We start from the raw sequence: 15,142 nt of genomic DNA on the forward strand, positions 1-15,142 counted from the left end.
GACAGCGCCTCGCTCACTCCCTGGTGGCATCCTCGGGGTCGTCGTAAACGTCCAGCCGGTCCCGGAGCCAGTCGAGGGCGCCGTCGATCTGGTCGCGGTCCTCGCCGCTCACCTTCAGGCGGTTGTGGTTTTCGTCCCGGTCGGGGTAGCAACCGACGGACACGTCGAATTTCATCCCCACGTCGGTCAGCGGTTCGATGAGGTTGGCCTCCGGTTGGGGGGTGTAGAGGAACTCGGCCATCGTGTCGCCCTCGAACTCGTCGGCGACGGACTCGAACATCGACTGCATCTCGTCGGGAATGCCCGGGAGGACGTAGACGTTCTCGACGACACAGCCGGGCGAGAGGCCGGCGCGGTTGAGCAGCGGGCGGCCCCCCGCCGGCAGGGTCGCCTCGGCCTCGGGGTCGACGCTCAGGTCGGGATAGGTGTCGGCGATGGCTTCGAGGGTCTCCTCGACGTCGGCGAGCGCGAGGTCGTCGACGGCGAGTTCGCGGTCGAACGCGGCCGCGACGGCATCCATGGTGATGTCGTCGGGCGTCCCGCCGAGGCCGCCGGTGACGATGACGGCGTCGAACGCGTCGCTGTAGGTCCGGACGTTCTCGGCGATGGCGTCGCGGTCGTCGGGGACGGTCAGGACGCGCGTGACGGTGACGCCGCGGTCGTGCAACTGGGTCGCCAGCCACGTCGCGTTCGTGTTTACCGTGTCCCCCGCGAGGAGTTCGTCGCCGACGGTCACCAGTGCGACTTCCATCACGCGATAGTCGGGCAGCGGACAGTTATGGGTTTCCCCCGCCGGGCGGCCGGTCGCTCACTCGTCGTCCGCATCGGGCGTGATCTCGATGGTCCCGACGCTCGTGACCCGGACCTCGACCCCGTCGTAGACGAACGAGACGTCCACGTGGTCCCCGTCCGTCCCCGACGCACTGGCAACGAGCGCGTCGAGCGCCGATGCGTCCACGAACTCCTGTAAGGGCGGGAGCGCCGTGGGTTCGCAGTTCGTCGCCGCGGCGACCCCTTCGACCACGGCCGTACTCGGTCGCTGTGACCGGTCGTACTCGTACCGGAGGGTCACCTCGTCGCTCGTGTCTTCCGCCGGTCCGCTGCTCCTGTCCGTCATATATATACACTACCGAATATCGTCCACGCCGCTTCGTCTCGTGTCGTCCCCTACCAACGGCGTCGGATATATATGATTTGTGTGATCTGTCGGGAGAACCGGACACCGAACCCGCCGGAGGGCTGGCCGCCGACCGACTCACGACCCCCGATCTTGCCGCCCGGAGTTTCTACTCCACACTCCGTCGTCGTAAAAAACTCGGGCGCGAGAATCGAACCCGATGCGAGACCCTCTGGCGCTCGTCTCGCGTGATTCGATTCTCTGCGGACACTCGCCGCTCACGGAGCGTTCGCGGCAGAGAAGTCCGGGTGCGAGAATCGAACCACGCCCGAGAACCTGCGCTTCGCGCAGAACCTCGGTCCGATTCGATCTCTCCCGGGACTTCCCGCTCCTCACGTCCGTCCGTTCGTCGCAGGAAAGTCCGGGTGCGAGAATCGAACCCGCGTCTCAGCCTCCACAAGGCTGAAGGATAACCACTACCCCAACCCGGACACGCGTTGGGGGGACATCGTCGTCCCTCGCCACAATCTAGTCCGGGTGGACCTCAAATACGTTACGACTCCCGGAGGGCGGTGTGCGCCGCTCTCACACCCAGTGGGCGGACTGATGGGGCCCCGCGCTCGTTACGACCAAACGTGGACCGACCCGGGCGTGACCGTGACGTCGGAGCCACAGTAGCTGAACTGGACGCGGCCGGCGTCGCCCCCGAGCGTCCCGAACGAGCGCTGTACCGCATCGAGCGCGTCGGGGTCGACCACCGCGTACAGCGGCGGCCGATGGGTCTCGTCATCGACGACCCCTCGTGGGCCGTGGCCGTCCACCGCGGCGACGGCTCTGCCGACGGCAGTGCTCGCGGGCTCCCCTGTCCCGACCTCGTAGGTGAACGTTCGTCCGCTACGAGGCCCGGACTCTCCCGGACCTGTCATCTCGTCACTAGGAGCGGGAGTCTCCTATTTGTATCCTCCCCTTGCATGTCGGGGGGTTCATGCCGGCCGGATCGAGACGCTTTACTCTCCGGCCCCCCTCGCTCCGGGTACGCGTGGCGATCACGGACAAAATATACGTCAAGAACCACCGGCAACTCGCCTCCCAGCTAGAGACCTCGATCCCCAAGAGCGCGTTCGCCGGCGCGACGCTCGATCTCCTCTTCCAGGGGGAGAACCTCGCGAAACTCGACGACACCACCCGCGACCGGGTTCTCGATTTCGCCGAGGACTTCATGGACTGTGACTGCGAGGCCAATCCCCACTGTGGACACCCCGAGGAGAAGTTCGTCCGCTACCTGCTCGAACTCCGCGAGCAGGGGCTCGGTCCGGACGCCATCGTCGACGTGATGGGCGACGACTACATGCTCTATGCCTATCCCGGCGACATCCTCTCCTTTCTCGACGACTCCGTCAGGACGCTCGAAGCTATCGAGTCGCTGGCCGCCGTCGACGACAACGGCGAACAGGAGCGCCGTGCGCGACAGCGCCGGCAGGACCTCGTCCGGTAGCTACCCGAGCGTCCGCCGGCCGTCGGCATCGACCGTCGCTGCCCACACCGGGAGCGCCGGCAGAACCGTCTCGACCGGCCCGGTGTTGAACGTCCGGAACAGGTCCCGCACGTCCGAGATTGTCCCCTCGTCGAACCGCCCGGCGAGGTCCGCGGGCGCCAGCCGCGGCGCGTGCGACAGCGACCCCACGAACTCGTCGGTCAGTTCCGCGACCGCTTCGCACGCCTCCTCGAACGTCGCGCTCTCGAACCGCGGCTCCAGGTCGTTCCAGGCTCGCTCCAGATAGGACGGCCACTGTGCCAGCGTCCGGTAGATACTGGGCAGTCCGTCGTCGAACCCGTGGAACGCCCGGATCGCGCCGACGGTCCCGTCGAGCTCCGAGGGAGTGTCGTCGACGAGCGTCGGCGCGAGCCCGCGGTCCCGGTCCAGCCCGTCGGGAAACGGCGCGGTCGCCGCGTAGTCCGCCCCCGGGTCCGGGTCGAGGTCACCGTGGAGTCCCCGGTCGGCGACTTCGAACAGCGCCGCGAGTCGAGGGGCGACGACGTCGTAGGTCGCCAGCTGTCCCCGGAGTTCGCGATACGCCGCCGGATCGAGACTCACGTCGGTCGGGCGATAGCGAGGGAGTCGTGCGTCGTCGTCCGTCGCCGCGAGCACGGCGTCGCGGTACGCGACCGAGAACTCAGCGAACGCCCGCGTCTCGAAGACCGGTTTCACCTGCCCCCAGAGGTACCGGGTGAACGCCGGCTCGTTCGCCGTGACCGTCCGGAATATCCAGTTGACGATGGGGGCCCTGAAGGTGTGTGTGATGTCGTCGCAGAGGCCACGCTGCCAGCCCGTCGCGTCCTGCTCGTGGAGCTGTCTGTCCGTGTCCATACCACGGCAATCGGTCGCCGTCGGGAAACCAGTTCAGGTCGTCGACGCGGCGAACGGGGTCAGAAGGAGCTTTCCTCGAAACTGCTGCCGATGCGGTAGGAGGGTTCGCCCTCCTCGTTCTCGTCGTCGAGGTCCTCCAGTTGCACGACCTCCTCGTCGTCTTCGTGTTCGTCGAGTTCCTGCCGGAGCCGCGTCACGTAGCGTTTGTGCTCCTCCAGTTGCTCGCGGAGGTGTTCGGCCTCCAGTTCCAGGCGCTCGTGTTCGCGGACGAAACTCTTCGGGACCTCGACTTTCGGCGGGAAGCTCGTGTCGTCGCTCGTGCGCTCGTTGACCTCGTGTTCGGGGACGACCTCGACCTGACCGTCGTGGGCAACGAGCAGATCGACGTAATCCCGGAAGACGGCCGAGAGCGACAGATCACGCTCCTCGGCGATCTCCCGGAGCGTCTCGAACTTCTCCTGGCTCACGCGAAAGGAGATCGTCTTGTTTTTGTTGCCCATCGTGTGTCATCGTCGTCACTACTGGTACTTAACGGTTTGTCAGACGCTCTCACTGTTCGAAACCGGGCCGCAAAAAACGGCGGCCGCCAGGGGCGCGCCCTTGCGGCCGGCTGCGCTACTCCGCGGTCGGACTCTCGGCTGCGGCGTCGTCCGCCGATTCCAGACTTTCGAGAGCCTCCACGACCGCACGCCGGTAGTTCTCGACGGGCAGGTCGTACTCCTCGCGTGCCATCTTGACGTACTCGTCCATCGCCGCCGCGCTGCCGCCGTCCTGCGAGGACGCACCGTCGTCGCCCTCGGCGGCCGCCTCGAAGCGCTTGATGCGGTCGAGGGTGCGCTCGGCCGTCTCGATCACCCAGCGGTCCCGGGTGGCCTCGTCGACCGTCGTGATCGACTCCGGCCGGATGGACACGCGCACGTCGCCGTCGTCGGTCTCGTAGGTCCGTGGCTTGCCGACGACCGAGACGTAGGCCGGCGGTTCGAGCTCCCGGAGCATCGACGCGGCGTCGGGCTGGTACTGCCCGGCGTACATGAAGAACGTATCGCCGTTGGGGTCGACCAGTCGCCCCTGCCAGTACTCGCTGTCCTCGCCCACGTCCTCGGTCTCGGTGAGCGTGCCGACGACGAAGATGCGGTTCGCCCGTTCGCCCGTCGGGAGCAGGAGGTAGACGGGTGCGCGCTCGTCGTCCGATTCCTTGAACGTGTAGCCGGCGTCGTTGAACTCCGCTGCGAACACGCGCCGGGCGACCTCTCGGGTTGGGACTGCCGCCATGTCAGATCGACCTCGCTTTGATCAGCATCGCTTCCGCATCGACTGCACCGTCCAGTTCCTCCACGTCGTCGGCCAGGAGGTACCGCCGGAAGGTCGGCCCGCTCACGCGGTAGTACCGCCCCAGCGTCTCCTTGCGCATCTTGTCGGCCACCACCGTCGTGTCCAGTGCGTCCATCGCCATCTCCTTTGCCTCCTCGAGGGTGATGTCGGTGAACTCCTCCGTGGCCTCGCGGTTGAACAGGACCTCGTGGACCTCCTCGCCGTCGTCGAGAACGGCCTTGATGCGGAGGTCGAACTCGCCTTCGACCTCGCCGTGTTCGTTACACCGCCCGTTCTGGAGGACGCGCGTGCAGTCCTCCTCCGGACAGCGCTTGATGAGGCCGCTGCCCTTCTGGATGTCGACCAGGGCACCCTCGACGGTCACGTCGTCGTCGCCGACCTCGATGTCCTCGTCGACCTCCTCGATGACCGTCGTCCGGTTGAGTTTCACCGAGAACCGGCCCTGGTACTCGTCGGTCACGACGTTGCGCAGGTCGTAGACCGCTCCTTCCTCGAGGGCGGGCAGGTCGGACTTCGACCACTTCGTGAACTTGATCGTGCCCGTCTCGTCGCCGAGGAGGCCGACCTGTGCCACGGCGTCGCTGTCGGCGTCCCAGAGTTCGACGACCTTCGCCGTCAGGTCGACCCACTCCTCGGGGGCGTCGACCGAACTGATCTGAACGTGCTCGTTCCCGCCGCCGCTCGACAGTTCGTCGCGCTCCATCCCCGCCTCGTCGAGGTACGTGCTCGTGACGCTCCGGCGTGCCTCGTCGACCGGCACCTTGTACTCCTCGACCAGCGTCTCCAGCCGTTCCTCGACGTCGTCGACGGTGACGTCTAGCTTGTCGGAAAACTGCTCGTGTATCTCGTCCGCGTGGGTACGCAAATCTGTCATTGCTCTCACTGCCTCCGCCTTGTTTTCGATGGGAGGCACTCGGAGTTTGGTCGCCATCGGATATAAACGCTCGCCCGGTGGGGTGAAAGTGGAAACCGGGCGACTGCACCGCCACAGCGGGTCAGGCCTTCGGCCCTTCGTCCCGTGCGAGCGTCGCGGACACTCCGTCGCCCTCGGGCTCCCAGACGACCGCGAGTTCGTAGTCGCCGTCGACGCCGACGACGACCCGGTCGCCGGCCACGACGGCGGGTTCGTCGCCGATCTCGCCCGACGACGACCCGCGCCACCGGCCGCCGCGTGTCATGTCCGCGCCGGCGGCGTCGGCGAAGCCGGTGCCGCGGAGACGGATTTCCGACGCTCGCACGGTGTCGCCGCCGTCGTGTGTGATCTCGACCGTCCCCGCGCTCTCGTCGTACTCGAAGCTAAACGCGACGGCCGGGGTATCGCGGCGGCGGCGTCGGTCGTCGCGGGGCTCCGCGAACGCGCGGACGGTGTCGGCCAGGTCGTCGACCGTGCTCTCGTAGCGCAGGACGACGTCCGAACCGTCCCGCGAGATGGCGACCTCGTCCAGGGTCTCAACCATCGTCTCGCGCTCGCTTCCCTGTTCCGCGTACGCGAGGTAGCCCTCGACGGTGTCGACGAGGTTCTCCGCGGTCGCTGTGTCGTCGGCCGCCATGGTCACTTCGACCCCGCGCGAGTTGCCGTCCCGGTAGACGGCGCCGGCGACCGTCGCCACCTCGTTGAGCGGTTCCAGATAGACGGTCGTGTCGTCGCGTTCGATCTCGTCGGGAACGAGCCCGAGCGGGATGTCGAGGACGAACCGGACCGGTGCGTCCCGGGTCGTCGCGAAGGCCGACTGCATCCGCCCGTCGAGGGACTCGACCTCGCCGAGCGTGACCTCGATGGTCTCCCTGACGGCGCCTTCCCAGCCGACGACGTACTCCCCGTCGCCGAGGACGCCGAGCCAGATGCCAGCGCCGTAGAAACTGTCGGTTTCCGGGTGGTAGATCGGCTGGCCGTAGTGTTCGTCCTCCTGGTAGGAGTTGCCCATCGAGTCCGACAGGCTGTCCGTGATGTCCTCGGCCGACCAGTCGGCGGTCACGACGGCGGCGCCCCCGCGGGCGCCGAGCCCGTAGAAGCCGCTCCCGTTGAAGAAGGGGGTGAGCGACGACACCGCCGTCGGGTCGAGGCCGAAGTCATCCTCGAACCGCGACAGGAGGTCGTCGTAGCTCTCCGGCCGGTTCTCGGCGGCGTAGTCCGGATCGGCCCGTCCCTCGAACCAGGCGTTCACGAGCGTCTTCGTGGCGTCGTCGTCCCGGACTGCCTCCGCGTCGACGGTCAGCGCGAGGGTGACGCCGTCGGGGACTGTCGCGAGCGGGCCGGCGGACCCGTCTTCCCCGAGGGAGTCCATCAGGCCGGAACAGCCGGCCAGTGTGGTCAGGGCAGTCAGTGCGGCACCGGAACGGAGCAGGTCACGTCTGGAGGGCGAGTGGACCATGTTCCACCCACTCCCCTGTCAACTAATTAGTCTTGTGTGCCGCGGTGTCGGCCGTCACCGCGGTACGGAGCGGTCCCGCCGACGGACATTTGTGCCGGCGGCGCCAACCGAGTGGCATGGACGACGGCCGCATCCGCCGGTTCGTCGAGAACACGCTGCGCTCGGCCGGCCGCCAGTACGAGGAGGCCCGCCAGGCCTACAGCGACGCGAAGCGGAGCGCGCTCGCGGACCTGCCGCTGGACGATGAGGGCCGCGCGAAGATCGTCTGTCGCCGCTACGCCGAGAAACGCGCGGTCTCGCTCGACGACCAGGGGCGGCCCGACTGTTTCGACCCGGAGCACCGCGACTGCCGGGGCTGTGCCGAGGACGTGCGGGACGGCGTCGTCGAAACCTGGTGAGCGCCGCCGCTCGTCCGGCGGCCCGGCACGACAACGCCGGGCTTTTCTCCCGCTCGCCGCTAGCGTGTGTATGCACACCGCGACAGGGTCGCCCTGGGATCGTGTCAAACTGGTCGCGGTCGGCCTCGGCGTCGCAGTCGGCGGCTTCGTCGTCGGGATCGGCGCGATGATCGTGCTCGCCCTCCTCATCTTCGGTCTCGGGGTGGAACTCTCCGAGCCCGAGTTCCTCATCGTGAGTCTCATCGGCCTGCAGGGGATCGGTTTCCCGACCGTCGGCTACGCGTACATCCGGTACACGGGGCGCTCGCTTCGGACGTTCGTCCCGATGCGGGTGCCTGGCCTCCGGGACATCGCGCTGATCATCGGCGGGTGGTTCGGCGCCCTCATGGCCGTCGGACTGGTCAGCTACCTCATTCAGGTGCTGGGGCTGGTGCCCGCACAGAACAGCGCGGGACAGATCATCATGGAGAACCCCGGTTTCGTCCCCTACCTCATCCCCTTCGTCTTCCTCCTGAACGGCCCCGGCGAGGAGTTCCTCTTCCGTGGGGTCCTCCAGGGGCGGTTCCGCGAAGCGTTCGGGCCCGTCGGCGCCATCGTGCTGGCGACGCTGATGTTCGCACCCATGCACATCTTCTCGCTCGTGGGTTCGCCGGAGGCCGCGCTGGTCACCATCTCCATCCTCACCGTCCCCAGCCTCGTCTTCGGCGCGCTCTACGAGTACTCCGGGAACTTCGTCGTCCCGGCCCTGGTTCACGGGCTCTACAACGCGACGCTGTTCGGCAGCGTCTACCTCGCTGCCGAGTATGGTCCCGAAACCCCGCAGGCCCTCCTCATCTTGTAGACTTTTCCCCCTCGCGGGCGAGGGGTCGGTATGGAGCGTCCGATCGTCGCCGTCGTCCTCGCCGGCGGCACCGGCACCCGGCTCTACCCCGCGAGCCGGCGCGACCGACCCAAGCAGTTCCTCACGCTCGACAGCGACCGCTCGCTGCTCGCCGAGACCGTCGCCCGCGCCGGCTTCGCCGACGAGGTGGCCGTCCTCACGCGACCCTCGCTCGCCGACGCCGTGCGCGAACACGCGCCCGAGGCCGCCGTCCTCACCGAACCGGAGCCGAAAGACACCGGCCCCGCCCTCGTCTACGCCGCTCACCGCCTCCGCGACCAGATCGGCGAGTGCGTCCTCCTGAACCTCCCCGCCGACCACCACGTCGACGGCGACTTCGCGACGACCGCCCGGACCGCCGCCCGCGTCGCCGTCGAGACCGGCGGGCTCGTCACCGTCGGCGTCGAACCCACGCGCCCGGCGGCCGGCTACGGCTACATCGAGCCCGGCGACCGCCGCGACGGCTACGCGACCGTCGCCTCTTTCCACGAGAAACCCGACCCCGAGACCGCCCGGGAGTACGTCGACGCCGGCTACTACTGGAACGCCGGGCTCTTCGCGTGGACGCCCAACGCCCTCCTCGCGGCGGCCCGGAACAGTCCGCTGGAGCCGCTCGTCGACGCCCTCGACCGCGGCGACCCGGAGGCCGGGTTCGAGGCCATCGACCCCGTCAGCGTCGACTACGCGCTCATGGAGACGGCCGGTAACGCCTACGTCGTCCCCGCGGGCTTCGAGTGGGACGACCTCGGCTCGTGGGACGCGCTCGACCGCGTCCTCGATGCCGACGCCGACGGCAACGTCGTCCTCGGCGACGCCCTGCTCGAAGACGCCGCGAACTGCACCGTCGCCACCGACGGCCACGTCAGTCTGGTCGGCGTCTCCGATCTCGTCGTCGCCTCCTTCGGCGACCGCACGCTCGTCGTCCCGAAAGACGACCTCGGGCGCGTCCGCGAGGTGGTCTCCCAGCTCCGTGCGCAAGACCTGTTCTGACGGGCGCGCTTTTGAGGCTGGCCCCCGAACGGCCGGTCGTGACACGACTCTTCCCGGAAGAAATCACGACGCGGGACGTGCTGCTGGCCGTCGGCGCACTGCTGGCGACGCTCGCAGTCGCGACCCTCTTCGTCTTCGCCCTCGGTGCCAGCGGCTGAGCGTCCCCGCGTCGCCGGCGACTCGGTCCGACTCGCGGGCCTCGACTCCGGGGACACGGTTCGGGTGGTCTGGCGGCCCGGCGACGCGGGGCCGCCGACCGAGTTCGGCTCGTACGAGGTGCCCTAGCTCCGCAGACTGCCGCCGTCGATGGGGATTGCCGCGCCGGTGATGTAGCTGGCCCGCTCGCTACACAGGTAGGCGACGGCCTCGCCCAGCTCCGCGGGGTCGCCGACCCGCTCCAGCGGGACGCCCTCGGACCAGTCCGCACGGCCCTCCTCGTAGCTGTCGAACTCGCCGCGGTCGACGGACTGTTCGATGAGTTCCTCGATCCGGCTCGTCTCGTGGGCGCCGGGCAACACGGCGTTGACGCGGACCTCCGGCGCGAACTCGCGGGCCTGTGTCTTCATCAGGCCGATGACGGCCCGACGGACCGAGTTCGAGAGCACCAGGCCGTCGATGACCTCCTGCACCGAGCGGGAGGTGATGTTCACGATAGAGCCGCCGCCGTCGGAGAGATGGGGGTAGGCCTCGCGGGTCGCGCGCACGACGCTCATCACGAGCAGGTCGTAAGCCGACTGCCAGTCCTCGTCGTCGGTATCGAGGAAGGGGCCGCTGGGCGGCCCGCCCGCGCTCGTGACGAGGTGGTCCAGCCCGCCGAAGGTCTCGACCGGCTCGTCGACGAGCCGTTCCACGTCGTCGGCGACGGTGATGTCCGCCTGCACCGCCAGTACGTCCCCGTCGCCGACGCCGGCGAGGTCGTCGCGGGCCTCAGCGAGACGGTCCTCGTCGCGGCCACAGATCGCCACGTCGGCGCCCTCGCGGGCCAGTGCCTCGGCGGAGGCGAAGCCGAGGCCGCTACTGCTCGCCAGTACCAGTGCTGCCGATCCGTCGAGTTCCAGGTCCATACCCGCCCGGTCGGCGCCGCCGTTCAAAACCCCTGCGGGGCTGGACGGGCCATCCCTGTCGGTCCCCGCCGGTGCTCATTCGGCGCGGGTCTGCCGGCGGACCCGCACCTCGCCGTCGCTGGTGATGCCGACGAGCAACTCCTGCTCGATGTTCCGGCCCGAGACCGCGTCGCCGGCGGCGTCGCTGACGAGCTTCATGAGTTCGGGCGCGGTGTAGTTCACTTTCACGCCCACCTCGTCGCACTCGTCGAACACGCGGGCGGGCACGTCGTAGAGGTCGGTCCCGGCGTCGAGGACGACCCGGACGGGCGCCCGGAGCGCCTCGGCGAACGCGACCGTCTCGCGGGCCTTCGAGATGTTCTCACGGGCGCTGGCCTCGATGCTGGAGACGTTCGCGCGGGAGGTCCCGAGCCGGTCGGCGATGTCGGCCTGCGAGGCGCCACGCTCCCGGAGGGCGAGCACCTCGGCCTGCCGCCGGGTCAGGACGTTCTCGTCGGCGGCGAAGCCCGCGCGGTCCAGCGTCTCGTCGACGTCGATCTCTGCCCCGGTCATGGCACCCCGCGTGTGCGTAGCCGACGCCTGCGTCCGATCACGTTCGACGGTACGAAAGCCGCCGCGAAAAACCCACCGCCTCGTCCGCTCGTGGACTGTCCAGTCCCGTCGCTCGCCGTCGGCGACCGCGCTCGCGGTCACCCGCCCCAGAAGTTGTCCCGGCTCCCGAGCCGCGGGTCGTCGTCCGCCTCGATGTCCGCCATCGAACTACCCTCCGACTCCTCGTCGTCGTCGGCCTCGTCGGCCTCGGCGGCGTCGGGTTCGTCGCTGTCGCCCTCGCTCTCGTCTTCCGCTTCGTCCTCCATGGGAAGCCGCTCCAGCTCCTCGGCTTTGGCGTGGTTGGAGTGCACCCGGACGATCTTCACACGCGAGCGGGCCTCCGGGAGGACGCCGTCGACCATCACGATGAAGCCGTCCTCGGTGCGGCCGACGCCGGCCCCGCTCTCGTGGATGTCCTCGACGGTGACGACGACCTCCTCGCCCCGCTGGACCGGCTGCTGTTTCAGGTCGCGGATCGGCTGGTTGTAGTGGTTGCACCACTCGGCACCGCCGCGGTCGCCGTAGTGTTGACACCCCATTCCCTCGATTCGCTCGGAGAAACTGGGGCAGTCGTCCGCGAGTGGACAGTCCGGCATACACCCCGCTTATCAGCACGCGAATTAAACGCTTGCGGGTTGTTCAGCGCGTGAACCCTCCGCGAATCCGGTTTCAGGGCCGAACGACCCGCTACGACCCCAGAAACTCCCGGATCGGGCCGATCTGTGCCGGCACGTTCAGCGACGGCGCGTGCCCGCAGTCCACCACCAGCGTCTCCGCGTCCGGCTGTGTCTCCCGCATTCGCTCGAAGGGGTCCTCGGGGAGGATTTCCGACTCCGCGCCCCGGAGGATCATGATCTCGGCGTCGATGGCCGCCCACACGTCCCACGGGTCCGGCTCGTCCGTGTCGTCATCGCCGTCCGCGTCGTCGTCTCCCGCCAGGATCGCTGGGTCGTACGCCGGCGCGATGCCGCCGTCGTCGGTCCGCCTGGCGGAGGTGACCGCCAGCCGCCGCCACTCGTCGTCGGTCATCTCGCTGAACCGCCCCTCGTAGAGCTCGCGGTAGTACTCCTCCAGTTCGGTCACCGTCTCGACCGTCGGCGGGTCCGGCACGTACTCCATGATCCGGCCCAGGGCTTCGGGCGTGGCGTCGCCCTCCGGGTCCGGGCTCACGTCGTTGATCACCAGATGCGTGACGGCGTCGGGCATCGCGGCGCCGGCCAGCGCCATCCCCAGGCCGCCGCCCATCGACGTCCCGACGTACCGGAACTCGCCGAGGCCCAGCTCCGCACAGAAGCCGACCAGGATCTCGACCATCGCCCCGTCGGTGTACCGCTCGGCCGGGTCGTCGGCCCACTCGCTCCAGCCCCGCCCCGGCATGTCCGGACAGACGACGTGGTAGTCGTCCTGGAGTTCCCGGGCCAGTGGGTCGAAGTCCCGGCCGTTCCGCGAGAGCCCGTGGACACAGAGGACCGACGGGTCCGCGGGGTCGCCCCACTCGGAGTAGTGCAGTTCGAGGCCGTCCACCGTGACGAACCGGTCGCGTCGTCCCATACCTCCGCTTGGCCCGCCCCCGTCAAAAGTCCCTGTCCCCCGACAGCACGGCACACATAGGCCGGCTCGTACGACAGCCCACCGCACACGACCCGTCGACCGCCTCACTTTTCCGTCCCCGTCGTCGTTGCTCTACTACAATGGGCTTTGGTAGCTACGACGAATCCGAGCAGAAGGATCAGAACGTCGATACCGACGACGACGAGGCCGTCAACGTCCACGAGGACCACGACACCGGCGAGATCAGTTTCGAGTCCGACAAGGACACCGACGAGCTGGTCGATCAGCTCCAGCACATGAAAGACGACGACGACGACGAGTAACGCCGCTAGTTCTCCTCGCCGAACAGCCGGTCGAACCGCGTGACGTCCTCGTCGGTCCCCGCGATGACGACTTCGTCGCCGGGTTCGATCTCGAACGTCGCGGGATCGATATCGGCGATCAGATCCTCGTCCCGGACGACCGCGATGACGGTACACCCGGTTTTGGTCCGTACCGCCGCGTCCGCGAGCGTCCGCCCTTCGAGACCGGGGGCGGGTACCCGGACGACCCGGACCTGCTTGTCGTAGACGAGCACCTCCTCGCCTTCGAACACCGTCTCGGTGAGCATCCGGCCGCTGATACGCGCCAGCGACTCCACGGAATCGGCCCCGGCCCGGTAGAGCTTGGTCACGTCGTCGCGCTCGTTGGCCCGGACGGCGATCTCGATTTCCGGGTTGAGTTCGCGCGCGATCAGCGTCGCGAAAATCGCGGTCGTGTCGTCCGCTAACGTCACCAGGAGCGCGGACGCTCCCCGAATTCCCGCCGCCTCCAGCGCGGCCGGCTCGCGCGCGTCCCCGACCACGTCGACGCCGTCGCCGTCCTCGATGTCGAGGACCGTCAGCCGCGAGTTCGTGTCGCTCAGCGCGTCGTAGGCCGCCCGTCCCGAGTCACCGAACCCGGCGACGATCACCTCCTGGGGGCCGAAGTCACGGACCGTCGAGGTCGTCACCGACTGGAGCCGCTCCAGTTGCTCGGGGTCGCCCGCGACGAGGAGTCGCGCCCCGGCCGTCAACTCCGTCGTCGGCTCGACGCCGGTCTCGAAGTCCGTCCCGAACCAGGCTCCCACGACGGTCACGCCGAATCGCTCGCCCAGGGCCGCCTCCGCGAAGGTCTGCTGGCAGAGGTCGCTGCCGGCCTCGATCGTTATCTCGACGAGTTCCAGGTCCTCGCCGATCTCGACCCCGGCCTCGATGTCCGCGGTGACGGCGGTCGGGACCTCGCCCGCGAGGCGCTGTCCCAGGAGGCGCCGCGGGGACAGCGCCACGTCCGCCCCCGCGACCCTGTGATACTGTTCCAGATCGGGGTTCTCGACCACCGTGACGACCCGCGTTTCGGGACTCGCTTCCTTGACCGCCAGCGTGATGCTCGCGTTCCGGTCGTCGGCCACGTCCGCGACCACCGCGTCGGCGTCGCGGACGCGAACGTTCGACAGCACCGTCGTCGACTCCGGGTCGCCGTGGACCACGCGGTAGCCCTCGTCGTGGCAGTCGGCCGCCGTCTCCGCGTCCGGTTCGACGAGGACGTAGTCCCTGTCGCGGGCCTCGAGTTCCCCGACGAACGCGTCCGTCCGGGGCGTGAACCCACAGACGAGGACGTGTCCCTCGGCGTCGAGCGCGCTCTCGGGCACGGTCGAGGCGAGCGCGTCCCGGAGCCACGGCACGGCGAACACGTCCACGGCCGTCAGGATCAGCCCGATCCCCGTCAGTTGCAACACGATCACCAGCAGATTCATCTGGAGGCTCTCCCACCCCGCGTCCTCGCCGTACCCGGTCGTGGTGAAACTCTGGACGACGATCTCGAGCGAGCGGTAGAGCGGCTGTGACTCGCCCTCCCAGACCGCCATGCCGGTATTGTAGACGAGCGTGAGGCCGACCGTCACCACGACGACGAGCGCGAGGTAGGAGACCGTCCTGCGCGAACGGAACGCCATACTCCCCCTACAGACCCCTGCGGAAAACGGTTCGGGGTCGGTTCGTCGCCCGCCATCGGCCGCGGCCGCCCTGTGCTGTCGGAGGGAAAAGGGGAAAACAGCCGGTGCCCGTTGTTGATGTATGAGTTCCGACCGCACGCTCGTCGCCGACGTGATGTCTTCGCCGCTCGAGACCATCGCCAAGGACGCGACCGTCAGGGACGCTGCCGAACAGATGCGCGAACAGGACATCAACGGCCTGTTCGTCCGCGTCTCCGAGGGCGGCATCGTCACCCAGACCGACGTGGTCCAGGTCGTCGCCGACAGCGACGACCCCACGGCCGTCACCGTCGGCGACGTGATGACCGCGCCCGTCGAGAGCGTCAAGACGACCGTCGAAATCGGTGAAGCAGCGCAGATGATGACTACCTACGAGATCAAACACCTCCCCGTCATCGACCGCCACCGCGACTACGTGGGGATGATCTCCTCGACGGACATCACCGAAGCACTGGCCTAGCCGGCCGG

Annotated in this window: 20 protein-coding genes and 1 tRNA gene; 7 read left to right on the forward strand and 14 right to left on the reverse strand. The window is 68.5% G+C overall.

Annotated features, from left to right (window positions below; genetic code table 11):
* Positions 1–13 precede the first annotated feature (13 nt).
* From MUG96_RS01300 to MUG96_RS01315, 4 genes are all read right to left on the reverse strand, one after another.
* Positions 14–751: a competence/damage-inducible protein A gene (locus tag MUG96_RS01300; RefSeq protein ID WP_246985800.1), complete on the reverse strand. Its 738-nt coding sequence runs from the start codon at positions 749–751 to the stop codon at positions 14–16.
* A gap of 57 nt (positions 752–808) precedes the next feature.
* Complete coding sequence (locus MUG96_RS01305) at positions 809–1,117, reverse strand: HalOD1 output domain-containing protein (protein ID WP_246985802.1); 309 nt, start codon at positions 1,115–1,117, stop codon at positions 809–811.
* A 419-nt stretch (positions 1,118–1,536) separates the two neighbouring features.
* Positions 1,537–1,608 (reverse strand) — tRNA-His (locus MUG96_RS01310).
* Positions 1,609–1,740: 132 nt separating this feature from the next.
* Positions 1,741–2,043: a HalOD1 output domain-containing protein gene (locus MUG96_RS01315; RefSeq protein ID WP_246985804.1), complete on the reverse strand. Its 303-nt coding sequence runs from the start codon at positions 2,041–2,043 to the stop codon at positions 1,741–1,743.
* A 113-nt stretch (positions 2,044–2,156) separates the two neighbouring features.
* On the opposite strand from MUG96_RS01315, the gene MUG96_RS01320 reads away from it, so the two are divergent.
* A complete protein-coding gene (locus MUG96_RS01320; protein ID WP_246985805.1) occupies positions 2,157–2,612 on the forward strand; it encodes a DUF5814 domain-containing protein in 456 nt (151 codons plus the stop codon).
* On the opposite strand, the gene MUG96_RS01325 is transcribed toward MUG96_RS01320, so the two are convergent.
* The 5 genes from MUG96_RS01325 to MUG96_RS01345 all read right to left on the reverse strand — a co-directional run bounded on the left by MUG96_RS01325 (position 2,613) and on the right by MUG96_RS01345 (position 7,189).
* Entirely contained in the window at positions 2,613–3,485 is an 873-nt protein-coding gene (locus tag MUG96_RS01325) for a halocarboxylic acid dehydrogenase DehI family protein (RefSeq protein WP_246985807.1), read from the reverse strand.
* Between the two features lie 59 nt (positions 3,486–3,544).
* Positions 3,545–3,985: a DUF8146 domain-containing protein gene (locus MUG96_RS01330; protein WP_246985809.1), complete on the reverse strand. Its 441-nt coding sequence runs from the start codon at positions 3,983–3,985 to the stop codon at positions 3,545–3,547.
* 115 nt (positions 3,986–4,100) lie between these two features.
* On the reverse strand, positions 4,101–4,757 hold the full coding sequence (locus MUG96_RS01335) for an RPA family protein (RefSeq protein ID WP_246985811.1): 657 nt from the start codon (positions 4,755–4,757) through the stop codon (positions 4,101–4,103).
* Between the two features lies 1 nt (position 4,758).
* Positions 4,759–5,691, reverse strand: coding sequence for a replication factor A (locus tag MUG96_RS01340; protein WP_246985813.1), 933 nt, complete (start codon positions 5,689–5,691; stop codon positions 4,759–4,761).
* 121 nt (positions 5,692–5,812) lie between these two features.
* Complete coding sequence (locus MUG96_RS01345) at positions 5,813–7,189, reverse strand: twin-arginine translocation signal domain-containing protein (RefSeq protein WP_246985815.1); 1,377 nt, start codon at positions 7,187–7,189, stop codon at positions 5,813–5,815.
* 116 nt (positions 7,190–7,305) lie between these two features.
* Here MUG96_RS01345 and MUG96_RS01350 point away from each other — a divergent pair, with 116 nt between their 5' ends.
* From MUG96_RS01350 to MUG96_RS01365, 4 genes are all read left to right on the forward strand, one after another.
* Positions 7,306–7,587 (forward strand): DUF7091 family protein, encoded by a 282-nt coding sequence (locus MUG96_RS01350; RefSeq protein WP_246985817.1) that lies wholly within the window; start codon positions 7,306–7,308, stop codon positions 7,585–7,587.
* Positions 7,588–7,657: 70 nt separating this feature from the next.
* The gene (locus MUG96_RS01355) at positions 7,658–8,428 is read left to right on the forward strand and encodes a CPBP family intramembrane glutamic endopeptidase (RefSeq protein ID WP_246985819.1); all 771 of its coding nucleotides are present in this window, start codon (positions 7,658–7,660) and stop codon (positions 8,426–8,428) included.
* A gap of 30 nt (positions 8,429–8,458) precedes the next feature.
* Positions 8,459–9,457 (forward strand): mannose-1-phosphate guanylyltransferase, encoded by a 999-nt coding sequence (locus MUG96_RS01360; RefSeq protein ID WP_246985821.1) that lies wholly within the window; start codon positions 8,459–8,461, stop codon positions 9,455–9,457.
* Between the two features lie 144 nt (positions 9,458–9,601).
* Entirely contained in the window at positions 9,602–9,742 is a 141-nt protein-coding gene (locus MUG96_RS01365; RefSeq protein ID WP_246985823.1) for a hypothetical protein, read from the forward strand.
* On the opposite strand, the gene MUG96_RS01370 is transcribed toward MUG96_RS01365, so the two are convergent.
* From MUG96_RS01370 to MUG96_RS01385, 4 genes are all read right to left on the reverse strand, one after another.
* Positions 9,739–10,521 (reverse strand): SDR family oxidoreductase, encoded by a 783-nt coding sequence (locus tag MUG96_RS01370; RefSeq protein ID WP_246985825.1) that lies wholly within the window; start codon positions 10,519–10,521, stop codon positions 9,739–9,741. The genes MUG96_RS01365 and MUG96_RS01370 overlap by 4 nt on opposite strands.
* A gap of 75 nt (positions 10,522–10,596) precedes the next feature.
* Complete coding sequence (locus MUG96_RS01375; RefSeq protein WP_256465416.1) at positions 10,597–11,214, reverse strand: Tfx family DNA-binding protein; 618 nt, start codon at positions 11,212–11,214, stop codon at positions 10,597–10,599.
* Entirely contained in the window at positions 11,211–11,708 is a 498-nt protein-coding gene (locus tag MUG96_RS01380; RefSeq protein ID WP_246985829.1) for a TRAM domain-containing protein, read from the reverse strand. Before MUG96_RS01380 ends, MUG96_RS01375 begins: the two co-directional genes overlap by 4 nt.
* Before the next feature lie 91 nt (positions 11,709–11,799).
* Complete coding sequence (locus MUG96_RS01385) at positions 11,800–12,663, reverse strand: alpha/beta fold hydrolase (RefSeq protein ID WP_246985831.1); 864 nt, start codon at positions 12,661–12,663, stop codon at positions 11,800–11,802.
* Positions 12,664–12,803: 140 nt separating this feature from the next.
* On the opposite strand from MUG96_RS01385, the gene MUG96_RS01390 reads away from it, so the two are divergent.
* Complete coding sequence (locus tag MUG96_RS01390; RefSeq protein WP_246985833.1) at positions 12,804–12,986, forward strand: DUF5786 family protein; 183 nt, start codon at positions 12,804–12,806, stop codon at positions 12,984–12,986.
* Positions 12,987–12,991: 5 nt separating this feature from the next.
* On the opposite strand, the gene MUG96_RS01395 is transcribed toward MUG96_RS01390, so the two are convergent.
* Entirely contained in the window at positions 12,992–14,635 is a 1,644-nt protein-coding gene (locus MUG96_RS01395; protein WP_246985835.1) for a potassium channel family protein, read from the reverse strand.
* Between the two features lie 121 nt (positions 14,636–14,756).
* Between MUG96_RS01395 and MUG96_RS01400 the strand changes: the two genes are divergently transcribed.
* Complete coding sequence (locus MUG96_RS01400) at positions 14,757–15,134, forward strand: CBS domain-containing protein (RefSeq protein ID WP_246985837.1); 378 nt, start codon at positions 14,757–14,759, stop codon at positions 15,132–15,134.
* Positions 15,135–15,142: the final 8 nt, after the last annotated feature.

This window comes from Halorientalis marina (genome assembly GCF_023028345.1).
GTDB lineage: Archaea > Halobacteriota > Halobacteria > Halobacteriales > Haloarculaceae > Halorientalis > Halorientalis marina.